The organism is Streptomyces sp. NPDC017246, from assembly GCF_044331325.1.
Classification (GTDB): Bacteria; Actinomycetota; Actinomycetes; order Streptomycetales; family Streptomycetaceae; genus Streptomyces.
Genome location: NZ_JBIRMW010000003.1, coordinates 305,958 through 331,233, shown reverse-complemented (window position 1 = coordinate 331,233; position 25,276 = coordinate 305,958). Strand labels below are relative to the sequence as shown.

General features: G+C 72.5%; 1 protein-coding gene. It reads left to right on the top strand.

Annotation, left to right across the window (positions count from 1 at the left end; all coding sequences use genetic code 11):
* Window positions 1-31 precede the first annotated feature (31 nt).
* Window positions 32-25,276 carry a hypothetical protein gene (locus ACH4MY_RS09940; protein WP_398000114.1) on the top strand — a complete coding sequence of 8,415 codons (25,245 nt, stop codon included), beginning with the start codon at window positions 32-34 and terminating at the stop codon, window positions 25,274-25,276.

The window sequence follows — 25,276 nt, the reverse complement described above, 5'->3', positions numbered from 1 at the left end:
GCCGTCCGCACGATCAGAGGACCCTCACGCCATGGCCATCAACCCGCCGGAAGGGATCGCCGACTTCCTCGCCTTCGTGTCGGGCATGGAATGGCCGGAGGCCGACGAGGACCTCATGCGGCGGGTGTCGGAGCACTACGGTGCCATCGCGACGGACCTGGAGACCCTGTCCGGGTACGTCACGGAGCTCATCCCGATCGTCAAGAACGACTTCGACGGCGAGGCGGCCGACTCCTTCCTCGTGGCCATGAACGACCTCACGGGCGCGACCGCGGGCGCGAACCAGCTGACGCAGACGGCGGAGCTGTCGCGCCAGCTGTCCGAGGTGGCGCTGAAGGTCGCCAACCAGGTCGAGTACACGAAGATCATGGCGATCCTCCAGCTCGTGCAGCTGCTGGCCGAGATCCTGTTCGCCACGCTCTTCTCGCCCTTCACCTTCGGCGCGGTGTGGGGCCCGGTGTCGGCGATGTTCACCGCGACCAGGGAGGGCCTCAACCACCTCTTCCGGTGGCTGCTCCAGACCATCATCAGCCAGACGTTCATCGGCATCACCGGCGGCGTCTTCCAGGACACGGTGATCCAGCTCTACCAGCTCAACGCGGGCCACACCACGAGCTGGAACACGGAGTCGCTCATCGACTCCATCAAGCAGGGCGCCCTGACCGGTCTGGTCGGCGGCCCGCTGGAGGTCGTCTTCCACTACGGCGGCAAGATGCTCGGCAGGCTCCTGGGCGGCAGGACCCCGGGCTCGATCATCAGCAAGCGGATCGACGACGTGCTGAACAAGGCCGACAACAAGCTCGGAGACGTCCCGAAGAACAAGAAGCTCGATGTCCCGCAGGGCTCGGCCGGCCCCAAGTCGAAGCTGAACGACGTCGCGTCGAAGACCGACAAGGAACTGCCGCCGACTCCGGTCAACAAAGCCAAGAACGACGCGACGCCTCCCCCGGTCCCTCCGAAGACGCCCACCGAAGGCAGCGTGCCCACGCCCGCCGCCCGCCCGAAGCCGGACACCCCCGCCACCGCTCCGGTCACGACCAAGCCGGACACCCCGGGCGGCGCCACGGCCAAGGACAAGCCGAACGCGCCCGCCACGGGTGCGAAGGACGCGCCCACCCCGGCCCCCGGCACGAAGGACGCCCCGGCCCCGGGTGCGAAGGACACGCCCGCACCGGGCACCAAGGACGCCCCCGCACCGGGCAGAACGGACGCCCCCGCACCGGTCAAGACGGAGTCGGGCGCCGGTGCGACGGCGCCGGGGGCGGGCAAGTCGGCCGCCGGGGACGCACCGACGACGGGCGCGCCCGCCAAGTCCTCCGATGCCCCGGGGACGGGCGGAGCCGCGGCACACGGCGCGAACCCGCTGGACGAACTGCTGGCCACCAAGGAGGCGCGCTCGGCGTTCGCGAAGGACGTCGGCGAACTCCTCGGCGGTGTCAACCGCCAGCTGGAGACCGGTTTCATGCGGTTCGGCGAGGGGACCATCGCGGAGGCCTTCGCCGACAAGATGGGCGACATCTTCGCCAAGCACCTCAAGCACGAGGGCGCGGACGAGGTGGCGGAGGCCGCGGCGAAGCAGGCGGCGAGGGAAGCGGGCAAGGAGTTCGGCGACGTCCTGGCCCACCAGTGGGTCCGCCTCGGCGCGGACCACGCCGACCTCCCCGAGCTCCTGACCAAGGCGATGGGCGACCTGGGCAACCTGGCGCCGCTCAAGAACCTCGCCGACGCGATGCCGGACCTCTTCGCCCGCTCCGAACACAGCAACGCCCTCGCGCGCATCTTCAAGCAGGAGAACCCCCTGCAGGGCAGCCCGATGTACCAGCTGGGCGGGGCCGTCGCGTCCCTCCTCAGCGAGGGCACGCACGAGATGCTGAGCGAGGGCTTCTACAACCTGATCTTCGGAGACGGCACGTTCAAGATCACGGCGGGTCCGTTCGCCTCCGGCGTGGCCATGGGCGCGCTGAGCCACGGCCTGAACCGGATGTTCGAGCCGGTCATGGTCAAGTACCAGAACTGGGTCCTCAGCCACCAGTACGCCGAGAACCCGAACGACAACAAGTACTTCGGGCTGCTGCACCCCATCAACATCGCCTCGTTCGTGGCCAACATGACGGGCAACCCGGCACCGTGGCCGGTGCCCCGTCCCACGTCGGACACGACGGACCCGAGCTTCACCCGCGACATGAAGGACATGGTGAAGTGGGTCTTCTCCAACCCCTTCACCGGCACGCCCTTCTTCTCCGACACGCCCGGTGGCCCGGACGTCACGGTCGAGAGCGACGGCGGCAGCGCCTTCACTCCGCTCGACGTGGACCTGGGGCCGTCGTTCGCCGACGACATCGCCAAGGACCCGCTGTTCCAGGTCGAATCCGACGGCGACACGTCCACGGACGGCGGCGGGGACAAGGACGGCGGCGGGGACAAGGACTCCGACACGAAGGACGACGGGCCCGCCGCCGCCCGCCCGACCACCTCGTCGGACCTCTCCTCCCTGCTGGGCGACGACACGGAGAACCGGGGCCCGAACCGGACGGACGAGGACCGGCTCACGTCCCCCACCGTGACCCAGAGCGGCGGCGACCAGTTCGCCGCCCCCGTACCGAAGGCCACCGAACAGTCGGCGGAGGCGCCCGCCGGTACGGCGTCCGGCGTCAAGCCCCACCCGCTCCAGGCCGAAGCGGACCGGGCCGCCGCCGAAGGACTCGGCTACCTCCTCGTCGACGTCGACGACACCGACACACCCTCCGGCGACGCCCCCGCGCACCGGACGGACCGCGACGACGAAAGCCCCAAGGCCCCGGCCGCCGGTGACGACGGTCCCAAGGCCCCGGCCGGCGACAACGACGACTCCAAGGTCCCGACGGCCATCGACGACGACGGCCCCGAAGTCCCGGTCGACGACGACGCCCACAGCCTCCTTCCGTCCGGCGGTCCGGTGCGGGACATCCCCTCCGGCATCGCCGTCGGCGCCCTCAGCCCCGCCCAGACCAACGCCCTCCAGGCGATCCCCAGGCAGCCCGGCGTCTTCGTCGTCGGCATGCACACCGACCCCGACACCCCCCACGACCCCGCGACCGTCCTCAAGGCCCTCACCGACGCCCACGACGACGGCCGGCTCGACGGCATCACCCGGATCCAGTTCACCGCCTGCAACCTCGCCTCCCCCGTCCACGAAGCCACCGTCAAGACGGTCATGAGCGGCCTGTGGAAGCACCGCGCCGCGAGCAAGGACGTCTCCGAGGGGGACTCCACCTCCGACGGCAGGGCCACTCCCGACCCGCTCACGGCCCGCGCCGCCGACGCCCCCGTCTGGTACGTCCCCACCACGAGCGGGGACACGACGGCCGTTCACCTGCTCACCGCACAGCACATCGGACTCACCCCGGACGGGAAGATCGCCGTCGTCGACGAGGGTTCCTGGCACGAGTACGGCGACGGCGGCGCACCGGACCACGCCCCCGCCCGTTCGACCCCCGACACCGCAGAACTCCCCGACGAGATGGTCCGCTTCCGCTTCCGTACGCCCGCGGTCGACGGGGAGCACCCCGACGCCGTCAAGTTCGGTGCGTCCTCTCCGCCGCGCGTGGACAACGGCGAAGGCTCCAGCTCCCACGCGGGTTCCGGTTCCGGCAACGCGCCGAACCACGAGCCGACGGCCGGCGACGCGCTCGCCTCCGCCCCGGACGCCCGCATCGAGGACCTGGTCCTGATCCGCTACAGGGAGGAGTCGGAGGCGTACGAAAGGCGCCTTGCCGAGTACCTGCTCAGGCTGCCCCCCGTACAGGAGGTCGCGCAGCTTCTGGCGCGGACGGTGCTGGAGAAGCTCCGTGACACGCCGTTCTACTCCCGGCTGGGCAACAACAGTGTCGGCACGCCCGGCGCCGTGGGCCTGGATCGACGGGAATGGGAGCGGGTCGGGGAGAGCGGCAACATTCGGGAGCGCATGACGCTGTTCTTCAACTCCCTCTCGTCGAAGGCTCTCACGGACAGGCTGGGCGTCCCTCCCGGCTACCCGCCGTCCATCCAGGCGGAGCGCGGGCAGCGGGTCCCCAATCCCGACCTCGCGCAGCTGTCCGACCTGAGGAAGCAGCTCGGAAAGCTGGACCACGCGGGACAGCGGAACTCGCCGGAGTACGCCCGGGCCAACGCGAGGTGGCAGGCGCTTGACTCCGTCCTGCGGCCCTTCAGAGCGGAGCAGGTCAAGCCCGAACTGAGCGCCACCGAACGGAACATGGCCGTCGACAGCAAGGGGAAGATGCGCTGGATCCCCGGCGGAAGCAGTTTCACGATCACGATGGACCAGCCGTTCCAGCGCGGTGCCGAGCAGGCGGGCCGGCTGGTCAGGTCGGGCACCTCGGGCTCGGCCTACTACTTCCACCGGTACGCCCAGGTGATGGCGGACCGGTGGGGCATCCAGGTCGACCACCGGGCGCTGCGGCTCGCGATCATCGCCACGTTCGTCGGCCAGGGCCACCACTCCCTGCCCGAGGTACTGGCGGGCTCGGCCGCCTTCACCGAGAACCACGGTGACCAGTACCCCCTGCGGAGGGACATCCAGGCCCTGCGCATCCCGGTCCGCGAGCCCGCTCCGGACTGGGACCACTACGGCTCCCTCGTCCCCCTGTCCGAATCGCAGCTGCGCCGCGATGTCGCGCGCAACGGCCTGTTCCCCCACGAGATCACCGAGGAGTACCGGCGCCGGCTGATCCTCGCCCGCCGGACCGGGGGCATCGCGGAGGACCTCGGCGCCATGGACCTGGACGGCGGGTCGTCGGCCATGGACCTGGACGGCGGAACCTCCGCGTCGGACCCGAACCCGACCAGGGGCTCCAAGCGGTCCCGTCCCGGCGGCGACGACCGGGACCCCAAGCGCGAACGCCAGGGCGGCAGCCCCGGTGTCCCCGAGGAATCCCCGAACTCGCGGCCGGGGCAGCTCCGGCCCGAGCACGTGTCCCCGGCGGACCGGCCGGTCACCGCGGACCGGTGGTCGGCGTGGACGTGGACCCCGGGCCGCGACGACGTCCCGCCGCCCGCCCGGATCCGTACCGAGCGCTTCGACCCGGCGGCGGACCCGGACGTCACCGGCCCCTTCCCCGGCACGGCGGACCGACGGAACGAGGACGGTACGCTCGCGGGCCGGCGCACGCTGATCAGCGCCGACGTCCAGCGCTTCCACGTCCCCGACGCGGCAGGCTCCCCGGGCGGAACGGTCCGCCTGGTCCAGCTCACCCTTCCCGTGGCCGTCGACGACTCGTACACCGCCGCCGACACCGCCGCGCTCCAGGACCGGCTCCAGGGCCTCCTCGACGCTCATGTGAACCTGGGCTTCCAGCTTCCCCGCACCCGGGACCAGCTCCACATCGAGGTACGCCTCACCCCCGAGCCCCTCCCTCGGGACGGCGAGGGAGGCGACGACCGGATCAGGGTGAGCCGCGACGCCGGACCCGGCGACAGATCCGACCAGCTGAACTTCCGGCTGCGCGCCGACGACGCCGATCCGGACGCCGAGAGCCGCGACGACGCCACGCTCCTGCACGAACTGCTCCACTACGCGGGTCTTCCCGACCGCTACCACGACGCCGGGACACTGTTCCGCCACACACCTGAGCAGGCCGACGCGTCCGGCGTCATGGCCACCACCGTCCTGCCCGACGGCACCCTGCCCCACCGCTACCTCGAAGCCATCGAGGACGTCACCGGCTCCGGCCCCGTACTCCACGACAACAGCGGCCCCGGCACCTGGATCACACCCCCCGGTCCTGTGCGGGACATCCCCTCCGGCATCACCGTCGGAGCCCTCAGCCCCGCCCAGACCAACGCCCTCCAGGCGATCCCCAGGCAGCCCGGCGTCTTCGTCGTCGGCATGCACACCGACCCCGACACCCCCCACGACCCCGCGACCGTCCTCAAGGCCCTCACCGACGCCCACGACGACGGCCGGCTCGACGGCATCACCCGAATCCAGTTCACCGCCTGCAACCTCGCCTCCCCCGTCCACGAAGCCACCGTCAAGACGGTCATGAGCGGCCTGTGGAAGCACCGCGCCAACGATGTGCCGCCGCCCGGCCCCGTCAAGGCACTCGCCGCCGACGCCCCCGTCTGGTACGTCCCCGGCGGGCGTCTCGTCACCGCCGCCGACATCTCCGTCACCTCCGACGGCAGGCTCTCCGTCCGGCGCGACGATGCCACCTGGCACGAGTACGCCGACACCGGCGCCCCCGACCACACCCCCGATGTCACCGCCATCCGCTCCGCCGACCTGCCCGATCTGCCCGACCGGGTCGACCCCGTCGACGGAGGGATCGTGAAGTTCGGTCCCGGAGGTGAGACACCGGGGCCACTGTCGCAGCACCTCGCCCGGGAACACTGGGGACTCCTGCTCTCCGATCCTTCCGGGGCCGACCTGCTCGCGAAGGTCGCGGACGGCACGCGGGGCGCCGGCGGCGAGTGGAGCACGCTCGACGTGGACGCCTACCGGAGGCTGCTGACCCTGACCGCGGCGCCCGACCACACCCGCCCGTCCGACGACGACGTGGCGGAAGCCTTCACCTCCTACGCGGACGAGGCCGAGGCCGCCGCCTCCGCCGACGACGGCTGGGGCCGCCTGGAGGCCGTCGCCAACCTGGTCAGGGCGCTCCACCTGGACGCGTCGGACCGCTCGCTCGGGCAGGACGCCGAGATCCTGGTCCAGCGGGTCCTCCTCGACCAGGGCTTCCCCCCGGTGCGGTTGTCACCCGAGGCCCGCACCACCGCTTTCTGGCGGGACTCCACCCCCCTCGTCCTCGCGGCCGAGCTGGCCCTCGGTATGTCCGGCCTCGCCCACGCCGCGACCCGCCCCTCGCCCCTTCCGGGTACGGCCACTCCTTCTCCGGCACCGCTGCCGCCCGAGAACGCTCTGCCGGACCTGCTGCGGGAACCCGACGAGGCCAGAACGGCGCTGCTCCGTGACCTCCTGAACGGGGCGCACACCAAGGAAGGCGTCTGGCGCACGCTGGACACCGACGCGTATCTCGCTCTGCGCGCCGGGATCGAAGGCGGAGAACCGATTGCTCTCGCGGAGGACGTGCGGGGCGCGCTCGACGGTGTCTTCGCCAAGCACCGGCAGGACCTGGCCGGGGCGACCGGGCTCGTGGGACAGCTCAAGGCCGTCGCCGACACGGTTCTGACGCTCCACCAGATCACGGGCGTCTCGGCGACCCCGAGCGGCGCGCTCACCGCCGACGCCGAATTCGTGGTCCCGCGCATGCTCCTGGACCTCGGAGTCACCCCGGTGAAGCTGCCGGCGAAGTACCACACGGAGGCCACCTGGAAGAAGCCCAAGATGCCCGCCATGAAGGCCACGAGGCTTCAGACCTTCGCGATCGACGTGGCCAGGGCCGTCGTGTCGTCGCACCGGTGGCCCTCCACACCCACACACACGTCCACGTCCACGTCCACGTCCACGTCCACGGACAGCGGGAGCCCGGCCGGCGGCCCGAGCGCGGCCGCGGGGCGGCCCGCCGGGGACGACGCCCGGCCGGCCGGTGACCACACGTCCACGCCCGTCGGCGGACCCGCCCTCGCGCAAACCCGCGAAACGGGAGACGGACCGGCGCGCGGCCGGGACGAGGACGACGCGGCCGGTCCGAAGGACTGGCGGGCGGAGTTGAACGCCCTCGGCACGCGTACGCCGGAGGACACCACCGCCCATCTGGTGCTGAACGACGCCCCGGTCCGGCTGGTGGGCCGCTCCGACAGCACTCTGCGCACCGACGACAAGCCGTACACGACGCTCGCCAAGGACCTCCCTCGGGACGCGACCCACTGGCTGACGGTACGGATCCCCGCCGGGCGCGCCGTCGACACGGGCGATGGGCGGCTGCTGCTCGGCAAGGACGACCTGGCCGCGGCGACCGTCATCGGTCCCGACAGCGAACTCACCACGATCCAGGAGTTCCAGCACAGCTTGCGCGAGCCCGGCGCCGCACCGGACACCCGGCCGCTCCCGCTGTCCGTCCTGACGCCCGTCGGACAGGCGTTGCACGCCCATCCCGGTCTGGACGGCGACCATCCGACGGTGCGGGCCGCCCGGCGCGTCATGTACGCCGAGGCCTCCCGGGAGGCCGAACTGCGGCTGGGCGCGGCGCTCGCCGCGCGGGAGGACGTCCAGCGGGAGGTACGGCAGCTGGTCCGGCAGATCTGGAACAGGATCGAGAAGGAGCCAGTCGCCAGGACCCGTACCGGTGAAGAGGTCGACCGCATCGCGCTGCTGGGCTCCCCTGAGGCGTCGGCGAGCGGCTCCGTGGGCAACGATCCCGACACACTCAAGGCCGTCGTCACCGACGGGAACGTGCGCGAGCAGATGCACCTGCTCGGCAACGTCGTGCACAGCAACGCCGTGTACGGCAACGTCACCAAGCCCCTCCTGAAGTTCACGAAGCCCAAGCCACCGATCCTCAGCGGCGACTGGGCGAACCAGCAGCGGGCCGCCGCGCTCATCGAAGACCTCGAGGCCCTGCCGAAGTCCCCGGCGCGTGACGAGCGCATCGCCGAGATCGAACGCGGCCTGCGGACCGGTCTGCGTCCGGACCAGGCGAATCCGCCTCTGAGCGATCGCGAGCGCAGGCACGCGGTGCGGGACGACCAGCTGCTGTGGGAGCCCGGTGAGCGGCGCACCGGGATCAAGATGATCGCCGAGAGTCAGGTGACCGCGGACAGCACCGGCGGTCTGATGAGCGCCGGCACGTCCAACACGACGTACTTCACGCTCGCCCTCGTCCACGCGATGAGCAAGCAGTGGAAGATCCCGGTCGACTACCGGCTGGTGCGCCTCGCGCTGCTGGTCGACATGCTGCCCGTCGGCCACCACACCTTCCACGAGATCATGCGGGCCGCCGACGCGTTCGAGCGGGACGTGCTGGCGAGGGAACCCGGCCACACCCCCGGCACCCTGGAGTACGGCGACGACTGGGGCAGGTTCCGGTCCCTCCCGCCCCTGACCGAGAGCGAGCTGCGCGCCGCCATGCCCGGCGGGAGGTTCCCGGACGAGGTCGCGCTCGGTCTCGAAGCCGGTGAGACGGCACCGGTGGACTCGCCGGACCCGGCCCATGTCCCGATCACCGTCGCCCCGCGGGGTGACTGGTCCGCACTGCTGGACCGTCTTCCCGGCGACAGGAACCGGCTGGAGCCGCTGCTCGGGGAACTCCTGGACGGGACGCCGGGCAAGACCCGTGACTGGCGGCGTGTCCACGCCGATTCCTATCAGGAGCTGCGGAGCCGTCTCGTCGGGGACGTCGAGCCGGACCCCCAGACAGGCGTACGCGACGAGGTCACCTCGATCATGGAGCGGCTGATCCCGCAGCCGGAGGACACCACCGCGGTGGACCCCGAGGAGTCGGCGCACCCCGGTGGAACCGACCCGCACGCGGAACTCGACGGCATCTTCGATCAGTACTACACCGCCATGGCGGCGGCCGGCACGGACCGCACCCGTCTGGCGGCCGTCGCGGATGTCATCAGGGAACTCCAGACGCACCAGGCGCGGCACGAGCCGGGCGCCACGGTCCCTCCGCCGCCGGACTCCGTGGTGCCGGCCGACACCCTCGTCCTGGTGCAGCACCTGCTGGCCGCCCAGGGATACACCCCGGCCCTGCTGGGAGAGGAGAGCGGCACGGCGGGGTTCTGGCAGCGGCCCGCGGACCAGGTGGCGGCCGACCTGATCGCCGGCATGGGCGAGTTCGCCCGGTCACAGCCCGTACGCACCATCCCCGCCGGCATCGCCGTCGGCCCCCTCAGCCCCGGCCAGAGCAGGGCCCTCAGCTCGGTGCCGCGGCAGCCCGGACGTTTCGTCGTGGGCTGGCACACCGACCCCGCGAGCCCGCCCGACGCGGACGCCATTCTCAGGACACTCGTCGACGCCCACGACAGCGGCAGGCTGGACGGCGTCACCGAGATCCGTTTCACCGCGTGCAACCTGGCCGGGTCCGTCGACGAGGCCACGGTCAGGACCGTGATGAGCGGTCTGTGGAAGCACCGCGCCAACGGCACGACACCTCCCGGCCCCCTCAAGGCCGTGGCCTCCGGCGCACCGGTCTGGTTCGTGCCCGGCGCACGTCCGGACACCTCCGCCGACGCTTCGACCGGCTCCGACGCCCACCCGCGTCCCGGGCGTCTCGTCACCGCCGAGGTCCTCGTCGAGGGCGACAGGCTCAGGATCGCTCCGGTGGCCGTCGGCTGGCACGAGTACGGCGACGGCGGTGCTCCCGACCACACTCCGCGACGCACCGAGGGATCTCCCGACGTCCTCGGCGACGTCGATCTCAATCGCCCGGGCACGGAGCGGTTCGGCTCCGGCGAGCGTGTCGCGGTCCCTCTGTCCACGGTGCTGGACAGAGGGGACTGGGGAGCTCTGCTGCCCGGAGTCGATCTCACGGACGACCTGGGGGAGGTGCTCGCGGAGCAGCTCGACTGGCACGGCGACCCCGGCGAGCGGCCGCGCCTCGATGCCGACGGCTATCTGGCCCTGCGTGTCCGGGTGGGCGATTCCAGGCCGCTCGAACCGGGGAACGAGACGGACGACCTACGGAGGGACATCTCCGAGGCCCTGGACCACTACTACGCCGAAGTACCCCGGGCCTCGACCGATGCGAAGCGACTCGAAACCGTCGCCGAGCTGATCAGGAGCCTCAGGACCCTCGATCACCCAGACGCCGAGCCCGGCGCGGGAGCCACGACCGACATACGGATCCTGGCCCAGCGGTTCCTGCTGGAACAGGGCTACTCCCCCGCGCTGGTGGCGGAGCGGAACATCACCCCGGAGTTCTGGGCGGACAACGAGCCCGACCAGCTGGCGGCCGAACTGGCCCTGGGCATGGCGTCCTTCGTCCGCACCCGGACCCCGCACGGCCGACGTCCCGACCTGTCCCCCGCCCCCGTGGCTCAGATCGTCGAGGTGGACTCCGCGCGGGCCCGTGCGGCCTCCCCGGACGCCGGGGTCCACGAGCGCGGCACGAGGCTGCTCGGCGAGCTCCTGTCGTCGGCGTCGAGCGACCGGCCGCCACTCGACGCCGACGCCTATCTGAGGCTGCGCGCGGAAGTCGAGGGGCGCGAGCTGCCCCCGGAGTACGCGGGCTCCCTGCGCGACACGATCAGCACCGTGCTGGCGGCGTACGCGAAGACGGTGACCAGGGTCAGGCCCCCGCTCACGGATCAGGCACGTCTCAAGGCCGTCGGGGAGGTCATCACGAAGCTGCAGAAGCTCGACGAACCGCACCCCGCGACGGCGGACGGAAAGATCACGACGAACGTCCGGATCCTGGCCCAGCGCCTCCTGCTCGACCAGGGATACCGCCCGACGCGGCTGACCGCCGCACAGCACACGGCGGACTACTGGCTCGGTGCGCGCCCGTCCCGGATCACCGACGACCTCGTCCTGGGCATGGCCGAGGCCACCCGAGCGATCTCCCAGCCGGCCCCGTCCCCCGGCCCGGAGACGACGACCGCCGGTGACGGCGGGACGAACACTCCGCCACTCGGCGCGGCCGTACCGGTGCGCACGGACGTACCGGTGGACGAAGACACCCACCGGACGCGCGACGTCGCCGCCGACCTCCACGCGGAGGTGGTTCAGGTGCTCGGCACGGTCCCGGACGAGCCGGACGCCCCGCTCGACCGGCGGGCGGAACTGGACGCCGTCGGCACACGTACGGACACCGAGACCGAGGCCTATCTGCGGCTCCCCGGCGCCCCGGACCTCATCCTCCGGCGCTCCGACGCGTTCCTGCGTACCGGCGACCGGCCCTACGCCACGCTGACCACGACCCCGCCGGACACGGGCGAGGGGACGCTCCTGCGCGTGACCGTGCCCGCCGCGGCAGCCGTCCGCACGGCCGACGGCCGCCTGCTCGTCGACAAGGACGACCTGGCCAGGAGCACCATCACCGCGGTCTCCACCCCGAACGACGCCGCCGACGGATGGCAGCCCCTCACCTCGGGCACCGATCTGCCGGGGCGCCCGCTGTCGGCCCTCACCCGGCTCGGTCGGGCATCGCACGCCACCCCGCACGAAGGAGTCGACGACCCCCTGGTGCGGCTGGCCACGCGCATCGCCTACACGGAGGCCTCCCTGGCGACGGAACGACCGCTCGGCAATCTCCTGGCCCAGCTCCCCACGGTCCACGGCGAGGTGAAGAAGCTGGTGCGGGCCGTCTGGGACGGCATCGAGGCCACGGTCGCGAAGGACAGGAAGTTCTCCGGTGCCGAGGACAAGGCGAAGGAGACGGATCGGCTCCGAGCCCTGCTCGGCAGCGCCGCGGCGACAGGCAGCGGGTCCGTCGGCGCCGACCTCGCCACCCTGCGCGAGGTCGTCGAGCACGGCAACATCCGCGAACAGATGCACATGCTCGGAGCAGCCGTGCACGCGGTCCTGCCCCAGCTGGGCTTCAAGAAGACCACGCCGATGGTCCTCAGTCAGGAGCACACGCACCAGCGGACACCCGACGTCAACCGGCTCGCCCCGACCGACCTCAGGCCGGGCGACGTGGTGCCTCCGCTCAGCCCCCGCGAGCTCCGGCACGCCGTGGACAAGGACGGCCGGCTGACCTGGACCCCCGGCGAGAACCACCGCTCGATCAAGATGCGGAGCATGGGCCAGGTGGAAGCGCAGAGCACCGGTGGCCTCCTGAACGCCGGTACGTCCAACACGGCGTTCTTCACGCTGTCGGCGGTCCACTCCCTGAGCGAGCGATGGGGTGTCCCGGTCGACTACCCGCTGCTGCGGCTGGCCCTGCTGGCCGACATGCTGCCGGTCCGCCACCACTCGTTCCACGAAGTCATGCGGGCGGCGGAGGAGTTCGGGCGGAAGGTGCTGTTGCAAGACACCCGGCTCGGTTTCACCGAGAACCCCCTCGACTACGCCGACAACTGGAGCAGGTATCACGCGCTGGCTCCCCTGGAGGAGAAGCACCTCCGCAAGGTCATGCCGGGCGGAAGGTTCCCCGACGAGGTGGCACTCGGTCTGGAGCCCGGCGAGCGGACGCCGGGCTCCCCACCCCACGTCCAGGGCGCCGCACCCGTCCAGGGCCCCGGACCGCACAGGCCGCGGCTCTCGGACGTCCTGCCCGAGAGCTCCTGGTCCTCGCTCCTGGGCGACGGCACCGCTCCCGACCCCGACGGACGGGTCACCGCGCTGTTCCGTGAGGTCCTGGACCTGCGGCCGAACGGCAACCGGGACTGGCGCGTCCTGCACGCCGACTCCTACCTCGAACTGCGGCGCCGCGTCGCGTACGGAGTCGAGCCGCGCCCCGAGCCCGAGGGAACCCGGCCGTGGCTGGAGGACGACGACCCGGAGGCCCCCCCTGCACGGCCCGACATCGACGCGATCTTCGACGACTACTACGCCGCGGTGGCACAGGCCGGGGACACCCCCGCCCCGGGCCGACAGCGGCTGACCGCCCTCGCCGAGGCCGTCACGAAGCTCCAGCGGCTCGACGACGTGGAGCCTCCGGGGACCGCGCTCACCGCGGACGTGCGGATCGTGGCCCACCGCTTCCTGCTCGACCAGGGCCACTCACCGGACCTGCTGCCCGAGGACGCGTACACCCCCGACTTCTGGCGTGGGTCCGTGGACCGCATCACCGAGGTCCTGGTCGCGGGCACGGCACGCCCCATCCCCGCCGGAGTGGCCGTGGGCGCCATGACACCGGCCCGGAACAAGGCCCTCGACGACCTGCCGCCCCGCCCGGGGGTCTTCGTCGTCGGCATGCACATCGGCGCCGACGGGCCGCCCTCCGCCGACCTCGTCCTCAAGGCACTGACCGACGCCCACGACAGCGGCAGGCTGGACGGCGTCACCGAGATCCAGTTCACCGGCTGCGACCTGGCCACACCCCTCCACGAAACCACCGTCCGAACGGTCATGAGCGGCCTGTGGGCGCACCGCTCCCAGGGGGGCACGGATCCCGACCCCCTCACCGCGCTCGCGGCCGACGCCCCGGTCTGGTCCGTGCCGGGCTCCCCTCTCTTCACGGCCCGTCACGTCGGGATCACCGCCGACGGCGGGATCACGGTCCTCGGCGACCCCCCGGCGCGCTGGCACCGCTACACCGACACCGGCACGTCCGACCACACCCCCGCCACGACGGTCACCGACCAGGACGGAGCCCCCGCCGACGCGGTCCGCGACGCCGGCACCGACCTGCCCGACCACCCCGGAGCCGTCCGGTTCGGCGACGAGGACGAGGCGTCACTGACCGTGCTGTTCGGGCCCGGTGGGGAACCCTCCACATCGCGGCAGGTGACCGTACGGTTCCCGGAGAAGGGAAAGAGCCTCAGCGAGGACCAGCGAGCGGAGCTCGACGCGTTCGCACGCGACCTGAGGCCCGAGCTGGAGCGCCGGCGGCGGGACGGCGAGCCGAAGCTGGAGGTCACCGTCACCGCGGGGGGCAACAACCGCTTCCCCGGGCAGGCGAAGCAGGCCGCCGACGCGCGCGTCACGGCCCTCGTCGCCGCGCTCTCCGACAGCCTCGGGAGGGTGGCACCGGAGTCGGACCGGACGCTGATCGACCTCATCGCGTTCGACCGTCGGCCGCAGGGCCTCTCGCTTCTCGACAGCCTCACGCCGACCGGTCCTTCGACGGCGGAGTCCCGGCGCGAGAGCACCGTCTCCGGCGACGTACGGACGCTGACGCCCTACACCGAGGAGGCCCGGGCGTTGCTCCGGCAGCTGCCCGACGCGGGAATCGACCTCGCGCAGCTGTCCCTGGCCATCGGTCATGCCAGGGGCGACGAGTCCCTGCGCGGCCTGGCAGGTGACCCCGACGGCGCCGTGGCGACGTCGATCGCCGAGATCCACCGGACGGTCAGGCCCTACCGGCACCCGGTGCAGACGGGCGCCGCGATCTCGCCCGAACTGCTGACGCGGCTCCGCGAGTCGGCGGACGACCGGACGACGTACTCCCTGGACGAGCTGGTGTCCGCCACCCCCGTCTGGTCGACCCGGCAGGGACACGAGGCCGGCGCGGCCGACAACGTGATCGTCGAGGTCCACCCCTCGGTCACCTGGTCCGCGCCCCAGGCGCTCGGCGAGAACCGGGTCGTGTTCACCCCCGGCTCGCACTACGAGGTGACGTCGGTGACGCGTGCGACCGGCGGCCGGTCCCTGGTGAAGCTGCGCGAGGTGGATCCGCACGCTCCCGAGGGCTCCGAGCGGGGCCCGTCCCGACGGACCGCCCCCGGCGGCCCGGTCATCGGTGTCCCCGGCATGAGCTACCCGGGGCCGAGCCGTCCCACCGGTGACGGTCCCGCCTGGAAGAACAAGCGCTACGGGTACGCGACGAAGGAGTACGTCCACCGCGGCGAGGCGGAGGTCGAGGTGGTCGACGGAACTCCGTACGTGCGCTTCTACACCGCCGTGGTCGAGGAGGTCCCCCTCACCATCACTCCCGGTGTTCCCGGCCGGGCCACCTCGGCCGACAACCGCAAGGACGTCCAGCAGGACCCGCGGACGGGGCAGGTGCTGCTCTGCACCGGCTCGGGCGACGCCACCATGTGGACGAGCATCGGAACTCCCGCACGCTCCGTCGCCTGGCTCATGAAGTACCAGGCGGAGCACGGCGACGCCAAGAAGCCGCTAATCCGTTCCTACCTCGTTCCCCAGGACGTCTACCACCGCGTCTCCGAGGGCGCCCGCCACCTCGACACTCCGGATGTCGCCGGTGAGAGACCGTCGCTCAACGTCGACCACTCGGGCGACCGCAACCAGTTCGGAATCCGCGGAGACGACCTGACGCTGCTCCGCGAGAGCATCCGTCCGAACTCCCTCATCACCTACTTCGCCGCCACGAAGGACCATCTGAGCGAGGACGCCGACGAACCCGGTCACACGTTCCCGAAGCACGGTGAACACCTCCATGTGAACGAACTCCGGGACCGGATCGGCATGCCGGACTCCGAGAGCCCCGAGCTGAACCCCGAGTACAACCCGTGGATCTCGGGGACCTCGCACCAGAACAACGAGACCACCCTCGGCTGGATATCCCGGAAGCTGCGCCAGCACCACGTCACCTGGAAGCAGTACCTCCAGGAGCCCGTCGACCGCGTCCAGGAACCCCTCCTGGAGGATCCGATCCCGTACGCCGCCCGGGAGAAGGAGCTCTGGAAGTTCCTCAAGGAACACCTGCGGTTCCTCGACGCCACCGACACCCCGAGCACCGACTGGCCGGACCGGTACAACCGGTCCGTCGACCGCCTCATGCACGGGACGGTGGCCACCTGGGCCACCCACGCGGCGCTCGCTCATGAACTCGCCCGCCAGGACAAGGAGGTCTCCGCCGACTTCCACGTCCCCCGGGAGCCCGCGCGGCAGGACTTCGCCGCCCTGCGCGAGTCACGGACCGCCGAGGTCGCCCTTCAGATCGGAACCGGTAAGCGACTGACCCGGCTCAGGGAGGACGGAGCGCCGGTGTTCCGAATGCTCGACCTCCTCGGCGAGACGTTCCCCGGACTCGACGACCGCTACGGCATGATCTGCGCGGCGAGTGAGGAGTACACCTTCTACGAGCACGCGCAGATGGTGGCCGGCCAGTACCTCAAGCTCGTCGACGCCACCGGCGACGCGGGCACCCGCCTGATTCCGGTGGACGCCGTCGTCAAGGCCATCCTCTTCCACGACATCGAGAAGCTGAACTCGAAGGCGATGTACGGTGCCGGAAAGGACGCGCACGACAACGAGCCGGAGCACCGCGGCGCCGTCGATCTCATGAGGCGCTACCGGAACCTGTGGGGCGACATGACCCGGGATCAGGTCAGGTCCGCCTTCCGGGCCTCACTCCTGCTCGTCGACTCCGACCCGATGGGCTTCTACTTCCGGGGGAAGGAGAGCGCCGACAGCACCTTCCAGTGGATCGCCGAGGCCGCCCTCCGACTCACGGATACGCCCGTCGAGACGACGGAGGGCACACGGCGTCGTCTCGTGGACCTCGACAGCGAGCGGCTGAAGACCATCCGCAGGCTCTTCCACGAGTTTCACCAGTACTACCAGGCGGACCTCTCCTCGTACACGAGTTACAGCCGCTACCGCGATCGGGGAGAGAACGCCTGGCATTCCGGAAAGTCCACGTTCGACAAGTACTTCGAGGCACCGGCGGCCGGAACTCTCGGCACCGGAGGCCCCACGTCGGGAACCGGCCCCGAGCTGGCCGAGGCCGAGGTGCCCGTCGCCGGGACGGACGAGGACTTCCCGCGTTATCGCAGATTCGCGCTCGTCGACAGGACCGAGGGGCCGGACAGGTTCGCCTACGAGACGCAGTACCGCAATCTGGCCGCGATGTTCGCCGACGACGACACCGTGAAGGGGCACTTCGAACGGATCGGAGCGGCGCGCATCCGCGCCGCGGCCGGCAAGCTGGGCGACACGGCCAACGCACGGCCGGAGACACCGCCTGCCTCATCGGTCCATTCCGAGGACGACGACGGCTACGGCTTCGGCTTCGGGCTCCCGGGTGCGGACGAGGACGAGTTCGTCTCCCTCGGGAGCGGCGAAACCCCGGCCGCCGACACACTCCCCGCCCCCGCACCCGGACCCACTTCCGCTCCCACCACGCTGCGTGACTCCGCCGACCGGGTCGACGAGCTCGTCCTGGCCATCACCCGCTCCCACCAGGACAACGGCACCCACCACTTCATCGACCCCGACACCGCCCCGGGCGAGGCGGACCGGCTTCGCGACGCCGTCGGGCGGTTCCCCCATGACGAACGGTTCTTCTCGCTGGCCGGTCACATCATGGGGACCGACGGCGCGCCCACCTGGCGCGGGCAGCGGGTCACCGCCCGGGAGCTGGCCACCGTGCTGTCCCGGCTCGCCGACACGGGGGTGTGGGACACCGCCAAGCCCCTGCAGTTCGCCGCCTGCGGTCTGGGCGGGGGCCTGGAGCGGTCGTACGCCGCCGACACGCTGCGCGCGCTGCGGGAGCTGCGGCCCGGTCTGCCGCTCACCGCGTACGCACCCCGGTCCACGCTGTGGTTCGTGCCGTCGGTGACGGGTCCGTTCGGCACCGACACCACCGGCCCCGGCCACACGGCCGTGGCCCAGAAGGTCGTCTGGGGTGCCGACGGCACGCCCCGGCTCGTCCCCGACCACTGGGTCAAGCTGTCCCTCCCGGTGGGCGAGGGCGCCGAGGTCGAGGCCACGGTGCTCGGCGCGCACATGCCGCCCGACGGTGAACTTCCCGCCGACGCGGTGCCGTTGACGACCTCGGCACCTCAGGGCTACCTCACCGCCGAGCGCGAAGGATCCGGGGACCTCTCCGAAGCCGTCCCCTTCGGGACCGGCGACAACGGCGAGGGCACCTCCTCGCGGCAGCCCGTCACCCCACCCGTACCGCCCGCGTCGGACGCCTCCGCTCCCCCGCCCCCGCAGGCGCCGTGGTACGTGGCCCACAAGGCGCTCGGTGACGGGCGGGTCACGTCCGTGCTCGGCTCGGAACGGGTGGCCGAGGACCGGAAGGTCGCCAGGACCGAGCTGGAGCACGCCGGTGTGGACGCCCGGACGGCCGTCAAGATCGTGGGGCGGCTGGCCCCGGTGCTCTCCGGCGGCGACACCCGCACCTGGGACGCGTTCCTGCGCGACGGGCTGGTCTTCCGCGCCAACGGCAAGGTCGTGGTGGTGACCGCCTGGCCGGCCGGCCTCGCGCACCACGCGGCCCAGAAGCAGGACGAGTCGGCCCCGTACACCTCGCGCAACCAGGCCGTCACCAACCGCGCGGTGACCTCCGGCGGCAACGCCTCGGTCGCCGCCGGGGTGGACGCCGTGATGAAGCTGGCGGACGTGGGGAACCTGACCGGGGTGGCCCCTTCCGTCAAGGTGCAGGCCGGCACCACGTACGCCACGGCCCGCACCTCCACGACGGACACTCAGGGCGCCGGCCGGACCGTGGTCAAGGAGACGCACGAGTTCGACGGCGACGTGCGCGTCCAGGTGCGCGTCCTCGACAAGGACCCGGGGCGCGAACGCACCGTGGAGCTCGGCACCTCCACGCGGCTCCGCATCGCCTTCCCCGAGGGGGTCACGCCCTCGGGCGACGGCGCCACCTGGAAGGTCAAGGACCCCGGCGCGCTCAAGACGGTGCTCTCCACGGTCAACGCGGTCGCGCCGGGACGGCTCCTCGCCGATCTCGCCTCGACCCTTGACAGGGCCGGGTTCGCCCCGGACGTCACCGCCGCGTTCGTCTCCGAGGTCACCCGGGAGTTCTTCAACGAGAAGTCGTTCAAGGACGGCAACCAGTGGTGGAGCACCGGGAGTCTGTCCTCCAGGGTGTTCACGGCGGGCGGTTTCACGCGGAAGTCGCTCGCGGGGCACTTCCTGGTGGGCGCCGAACTGACCGGACTCCAGCACATGGGCGAGACCGGCGGCCCCCTGCGGGTGCGGGAGGACTTCTCCGACGCGTTCGGCGTGAAGTCGAGCAGTAAGTTCGGCGACAAGTCGGGCCTCACCGTGGGCGCGGCAGCTCCGTCGACCGTCAGCGGGTACGTGCTCGTTCCCGGTGTGGAACTGGCCGTCAACGCGGCGCGTTCGCACAACTTCGACGTGGGCGGTGCGGACAAGAGCAAGGCGAAGCTCAAGCACGCCGAGGAGGCCCAGGCCGAGTACCGCGCGGTGGCGCGGTTCCACGTGGAGTTCGTGTCGTCGTCGAAGCGGCCGCCCCTGTCGTTCGACTCGACGCTGGAGATGGCCGTGGGCGTCCCCGCCTCGCGGGCCGCCGACTTCGAAGCGCGACTGCTCGGTCCGGACCGGGAGCGGTTCACGCCGGAGCCCCCGCGCCGGGACGACACCACGCCCCGGCCCTCCGCACGCTTCCGGACCGTGGGCACGGCCGTGCGCGAGCTGCTGCGGTTGGCCCGCCAGGAGCCCGCTGCGAACAGGGACGTCGGTGCGGACCGGCCGTTCCCGAGCGGCGGGCTGCCGGACGCGGCGGGACTCCTGAAGATCGCCCGGAGGCATCCGATCGAGATCGCCACCCCGGACGGCACCCTCCCCGCCGGAGCCCCGTGGGCGAGCCTGCGCGACCGTCCGGGCGTCTCGGTCGTCCCCGAGCGGCAGGCCTACGCACTCGTGGACACGACCCTGGACGGACCCGCCTTCCGCTACCACGTGGACGCGGCAGGGCAGGTCACCGCGGCCCAGCGCCTCGGCACCTCCACCTTCACCGAGCTGTTCGGCCCGCTGGAGCGGGGAGAGGGCGGCATCGCGCAGCTCACCGCGCTGAGCGCCGCCCGGCCCTGGCTCGGGTTCTCGGTGCACGACGGCTCGGAGGCCCCGCCGCGCCTCGTCGGAGCCTCCCGCCCGGACGACGTGCGGCTGGTCGTCCACCGGGACGCCGACGGAACGCTCGATGTCCGGGGCATCCTGCGCCACCCGGTCGAACAGGCCGTGCGCAACCTCGCCGCCGACGGCGACGGAGCCGCGGCACGGCCGACGCGGGTGTACGCCGACGTCGCCGCCGAGCTGGAGGACTTCGCCGCGCTGCGCGGCCCGGTGGAGGTACGGATCGACACGCGGTACGCACACGCCGACGAACTGGCCTCCCGCGTCGAAGGGAGCCCCCACCTGCGCATCCGTCGGGGCGACGACCCGCACCGGCCGGCCGCGTACCTGATGGAGGTGACCGGGAGCGGCGCCCTGCTCGGGCCCTTCCGCCAGCGGGACTTCGGAAGCGATCCCGTGGAGCCGCCGGCCCTCGCCTCGCGCACCGGACTCGGACCCGGCGTGGTCGGTGAGCTCCCCGGCGCGCAGAAGGTGCTGGAGGCCGCACGGGGCTGGCTCGACACCCATCTGGAGCGGACCGGTCTGAAGCGGCGGCTGAGCGAGGACGAGTACGCGCAGTTCCACCGGGAACTCACGGCCGCCTTCGGTACGCCCGGCATGCGGGCCCGCTTCGCCAAGCTCCTCGGCTCCGGCGTCCCGGTCGTCCTGAAGGCCGGCGGCCAGGAGATCCGCCTGCACCTGCGCACCGAACTGCGCGACCTGCGGGGCACGGTCGGGGAGAGCGGCCTGTCGTTGACCCGTTCGGCGACGCACACCGCCAACCAGGCCGTCGGCGTCGGCGACCAGGTGGCCTTCTCGGTCACCGGCGGCGGAACGCTGCGGATCGGCACCGGGGAGAGGTCCCGGGTCGAGGTGCCCGGGGTCAAGGTGGGCGGCGGCGCCACGCTGTCGAACGTCAAGGACTCCGTGACAGCCACCGTCAAGGCGTCCCGCGAGCAGGAGACCACCGGGGAGCACACCGCGTTCACCTACGCGGCCGTCCACCATCTGACCGCCACGGTCCACGACGGCAGGGGCGACCTGGTCTCCGGCTCGTCGCTGCGCGTCGAGGGGGACGACGTGTCCGCCGTGGTGCGTGTCGCCGACGAGCACCTGTCGGACACCACGACCGCCCCTCGTGCCTCCACGGGCACCGTGACGGTCTTCCCGCGGGCCGACGCCCCGGGCTGGATCGACGATTCCGCCGTCCCGGAGTTCACCCTCCCGCGGGGCGGGCTCGGCGGCGTTCATCCCGAGTTCCTCGGCACCCGCCGGCTCACCGCGTCCGCGGGCGAACTCGTCGCCGAGCACGGTGGCGGAACCCCGCCGAAGGCCCGGGACGACGAGTTCGGACGGCACTCCGGGGACACGGTCGGCGCCCTGCGCCGGGGCCTCACGCCGGAGATCGAGGACGTGCTCACTCCGAACTTCCTCCAGTCCCGGTTCGAGCGGCTCACCGGCCCCGACGGCGCGGTGTTCCCCCTGCCGCCGGACGCCGGGGGCCGCGCGCAGGCGCTCGTGGTCCGGCTGAGGCTCGGAACGCCGGTGCACGAGGGGACCGGTACGGGCACCAGCCTGGCGTACGGCGCGGAGACCGGCACCAAGTCCGCCACGGCCGACACCGGTTCGTACAACGTCGGCGTCGGGCTCGGCCTCGGCGGCTACGCCTCCCTCGACGGCGCGGCGGTCGCCGCGAGCGGGTCGGTGGACGCCACCCGGACGCGCACGGACGTACGGACCGTCGCCGCGGCGAGCACCGCGACCTCGACGCTGACGTACAAGGGCACGACCCACCGCTACCGCGCCGACGCCTACTACGAGATCAGCCACCACACCTGGAAGCCCGACGGGCGCCTCTCGACCGGCCCGTCGGCCCATTCCGCTCGGACGCTGCTCGTGAAGGTGGACGGCGGCGTGGAGCTGACGGTGCCCGACCACCGGGCCCGTGCCCTGGACATGACCGTCCCCGGACCGCCGCGGCCCGCCGAGACCCCCGAGACCCGCTCGTACGTCAACGCCGATCTGGCCAAGGCCGTCTCGCACGTGGAGAAGCTCGACGCGGACGCCGTACTGCCCGAGGTCAGGAGGCTGCTCAGGACGCTGAAGGGGCTCCCGGGCGGCCTGGACGACGGTATTCCCACGGACTTCTCGCGCGGTCTGGCCTCGGTGTTCTCCCCGGAGTCGCTGCGCGCCGGCTTCACCGCGCTCAGCACGACCTCGGTGCGTCAGCTCGTCAAGCTCCGGCAGCTCGGGGGCGGCACGCGGCTGATCGGCGTCCGGGTCACCGCCACGGTCGGGGACCCGGTGTACGTGGGGCCCCGGGACCAGGTCACGTTGGCCGCGGCCGACACCGCCACACGGTCGACCGCGTCCGCGTCCGGAGCGTCGGACAAGGCGGGCGGGCAGGTCTCCGTCACCGTCAAGGGGACGGACGCGGCGGGGATGCCGCGCGGCGGGGTCAAGGCGGGCGGCGGGGCGGACACGTCCGTCGGCCGCACGGTGACCGACACCGTCTCGGAGCGTGACCAGCACAGTCTGGAAGTCACGGGTACCGCTCAGGAGTTCCGCCACCCGGTCACGTACACCGTGGACGTCTTCGACTCCTCCGAGCCGCACCAGACGGTGCGGATGGCGGGGGCCGCGCTCAACGCCCCGGCGCAGTGGGTCGACCGGGCCACGGACGGCCGGGCCGGGCGGTGGTTCGCCGAGCAGTGGGGCGGCCAGTGGGAGAAGCTGTTCCCCTCGGGGCACGCGCCGACGGCGACCGGCACGCTCCTCGGCGGCGAGGCCCGGCTGCTGGTGCCCGATCACCTGACGCGGCCGGGTGCGGCCCTCCCCGCCGAAGCCGTGCAGGTGTCGGGCCGTGTCCGTCCGAACGGCCCCACGGCCGTGCCGCGGCAGGTCGAGGACCTCAACGGCGACCTGGCCCCCGCGGTGCAGGCCCTCTCCCTGCCCGGTCTTGACCGGGTCCTCCGGTGGCTGCCCGCCGCCGCGTCCCTGCCGCACCGGGTCGCGGAGGGTGACACCGGGGCGCCCGCTCGCAGGGACCTGGCCCCGGCGACCCTGGAGGGTCTGCGGACCGACCTGCTGACCACCGAACAGAACCTGCGCGCCAACGTCAGGCGGCTGCTCGACGGCGGCTACACGGTTCCGGTCGCGGGCGGCGAGGAGATCACCGTGCGCATGGTCGTCCACCGGACCCGGCACCTCGCCTCCGGGGAGTTCGACTCGAACGTCGAGACGGGGGTACGGGAGCGGGAGACGGAGCGGGAACGGGAGAGGACCACCCTCGGCTGGTCCGGCTCGCTCACTCCCGACGGCCGGGTGCACAGCACGGACACCGGTACGCCGGAGGGCCCGGGTGTCTCCCACGTCACGACGAACCTGGGCGTGCCCCTGGGCGTCGGAGGCGAGCACGGGCACAGCTTCAGCACCACCCGCGGCGAGACGGTCGACGAGCGCGACAAGAAGAAGGGGACCCAGCACTACTACGAGGCCGACGTCACCTGGGTCCTCACCGGCAGCCGGAGGACCACGGTCGAGGTCGTGGTCGACGGCGGTCTGATCGGACTGCTGCACGACGACGCGGTGGACGCAATGGCGCGGAAGCACGCGGATCTGTTCGGGCAGAAGCCGGGGCCGGTGGCGCAGGTGGATGGAGCGGGCCGGAACGCCTCCGAGGGCCGGACCGCGGAACGGAAGCAGAGCGTGGAGGAGGACCAGGAGCGGGACCAGAAGCGGGACCAGGAGCAGGAGCAGGAGCAGGACGCGGCAAAGGACCAGGCTCCGCCGAAGGAGCAGGCTCCGGGCGACGATCAGGCCGGGCCGATCCCCGAAGCGAAGACCGGGGAGGAGCAGGAGACCCGGCCGAAGGTGGTCGGGCCGCCGGTCATCACCGTCACCCCGCCCAGCGACGCCCCGGCCCCGCCCGGCACCGCCCCGGCTGCATCGGCGCCCGGTCGTCTGGCTCCGCCGGCGACGCCCCGGGGACCCGTCCCGACGATCACCGTCACCCCGCCGCGCGGCACCGACGCCGACGCCGAGACCACCCCGGACACCGTCACGGCCCCCTCGGATCCGGCCCGCCTGGCCCCGCCGGCCACACCCCCCGGGCCCGTTCCCGCCGTGAGCGTCACCCCGCCCGCCGACACGGCCGCCATGGCGGCTCCCCCGGCCTCACCGCCCGCGCCCGCCTACCGGCTCACCGACTACGAGACGGCGGGGACGACCTCGGACACCCGCCGCGTCGGCGAGGCCCGCGTGGTGGCGTTCGCGGACGGGGAGGACCCGATCGCGCTCGCTCTGAACGGCCCGTCCAGGGACGCCGCGTCCTTCCCGGCGTTCCGGCCCGTCCGCCCGGTCGAGGCGGTGGAGCGGCCCGCCCTCCAGGTGTCCGCCGACCACCGGCTGGCGGTGCCGGACCACGACGGTGTCCGCGCGTTCTACGCGACGGCGGACGTCGTCCAGGAGGCACGGACCCGTCTGGCCCCCGCCGCCGGGGTACGGCTGGACGTCGACCCGGAGGCGTACGTCCGCTTCACCCGGGACGGGGTGGAGCACACCCTGCTGCGGGTCACCGTGCGGGGCGGGGGCGCGTCCGGCTCAGCGCCCCTGGTGCTCGCGGGTGATCCCGAGGGTCCTCACATCGCGCTCCGGGACGAGGCGCGGCCCGCCCGGCGGGACGCCGACATGCGACGCGCCGTGGACGCCAACCTGGCCCACTACGGCCCGGCGCTGGAACGGATCGCCCTGGAGTCGGAGCGGTCCGATCCCGGGCTCTCGGAACCCCGGACGGTGCTGGCGCGTGCTCTGGCCGATCTGCACCGCGTACGGGACGGGGGCGATCCCGCCGCCCTGGCGCGGGCCGAGGCCGAGGCGGCGCGGGCGTTCGCGGCCGCGGCGGGGGACGCGTACGGGTCCCCTGGGGACGACTGGCACGTCTGCCTCGGCCAGGGGCACGCCGCCGTCACGCTGCCGGCCGTGGACTGGTCGTTCTGA

Excerpts from the sequence above, each read along its gene's own strand:
- ACH4MY_RS09940 (WP_398000114.1), top strand. The coding sequence starts at position 32 with ATGGCCATCAACCCGCCGGAAGGGATCGCCGACTTCCTCGCCTTCGTG.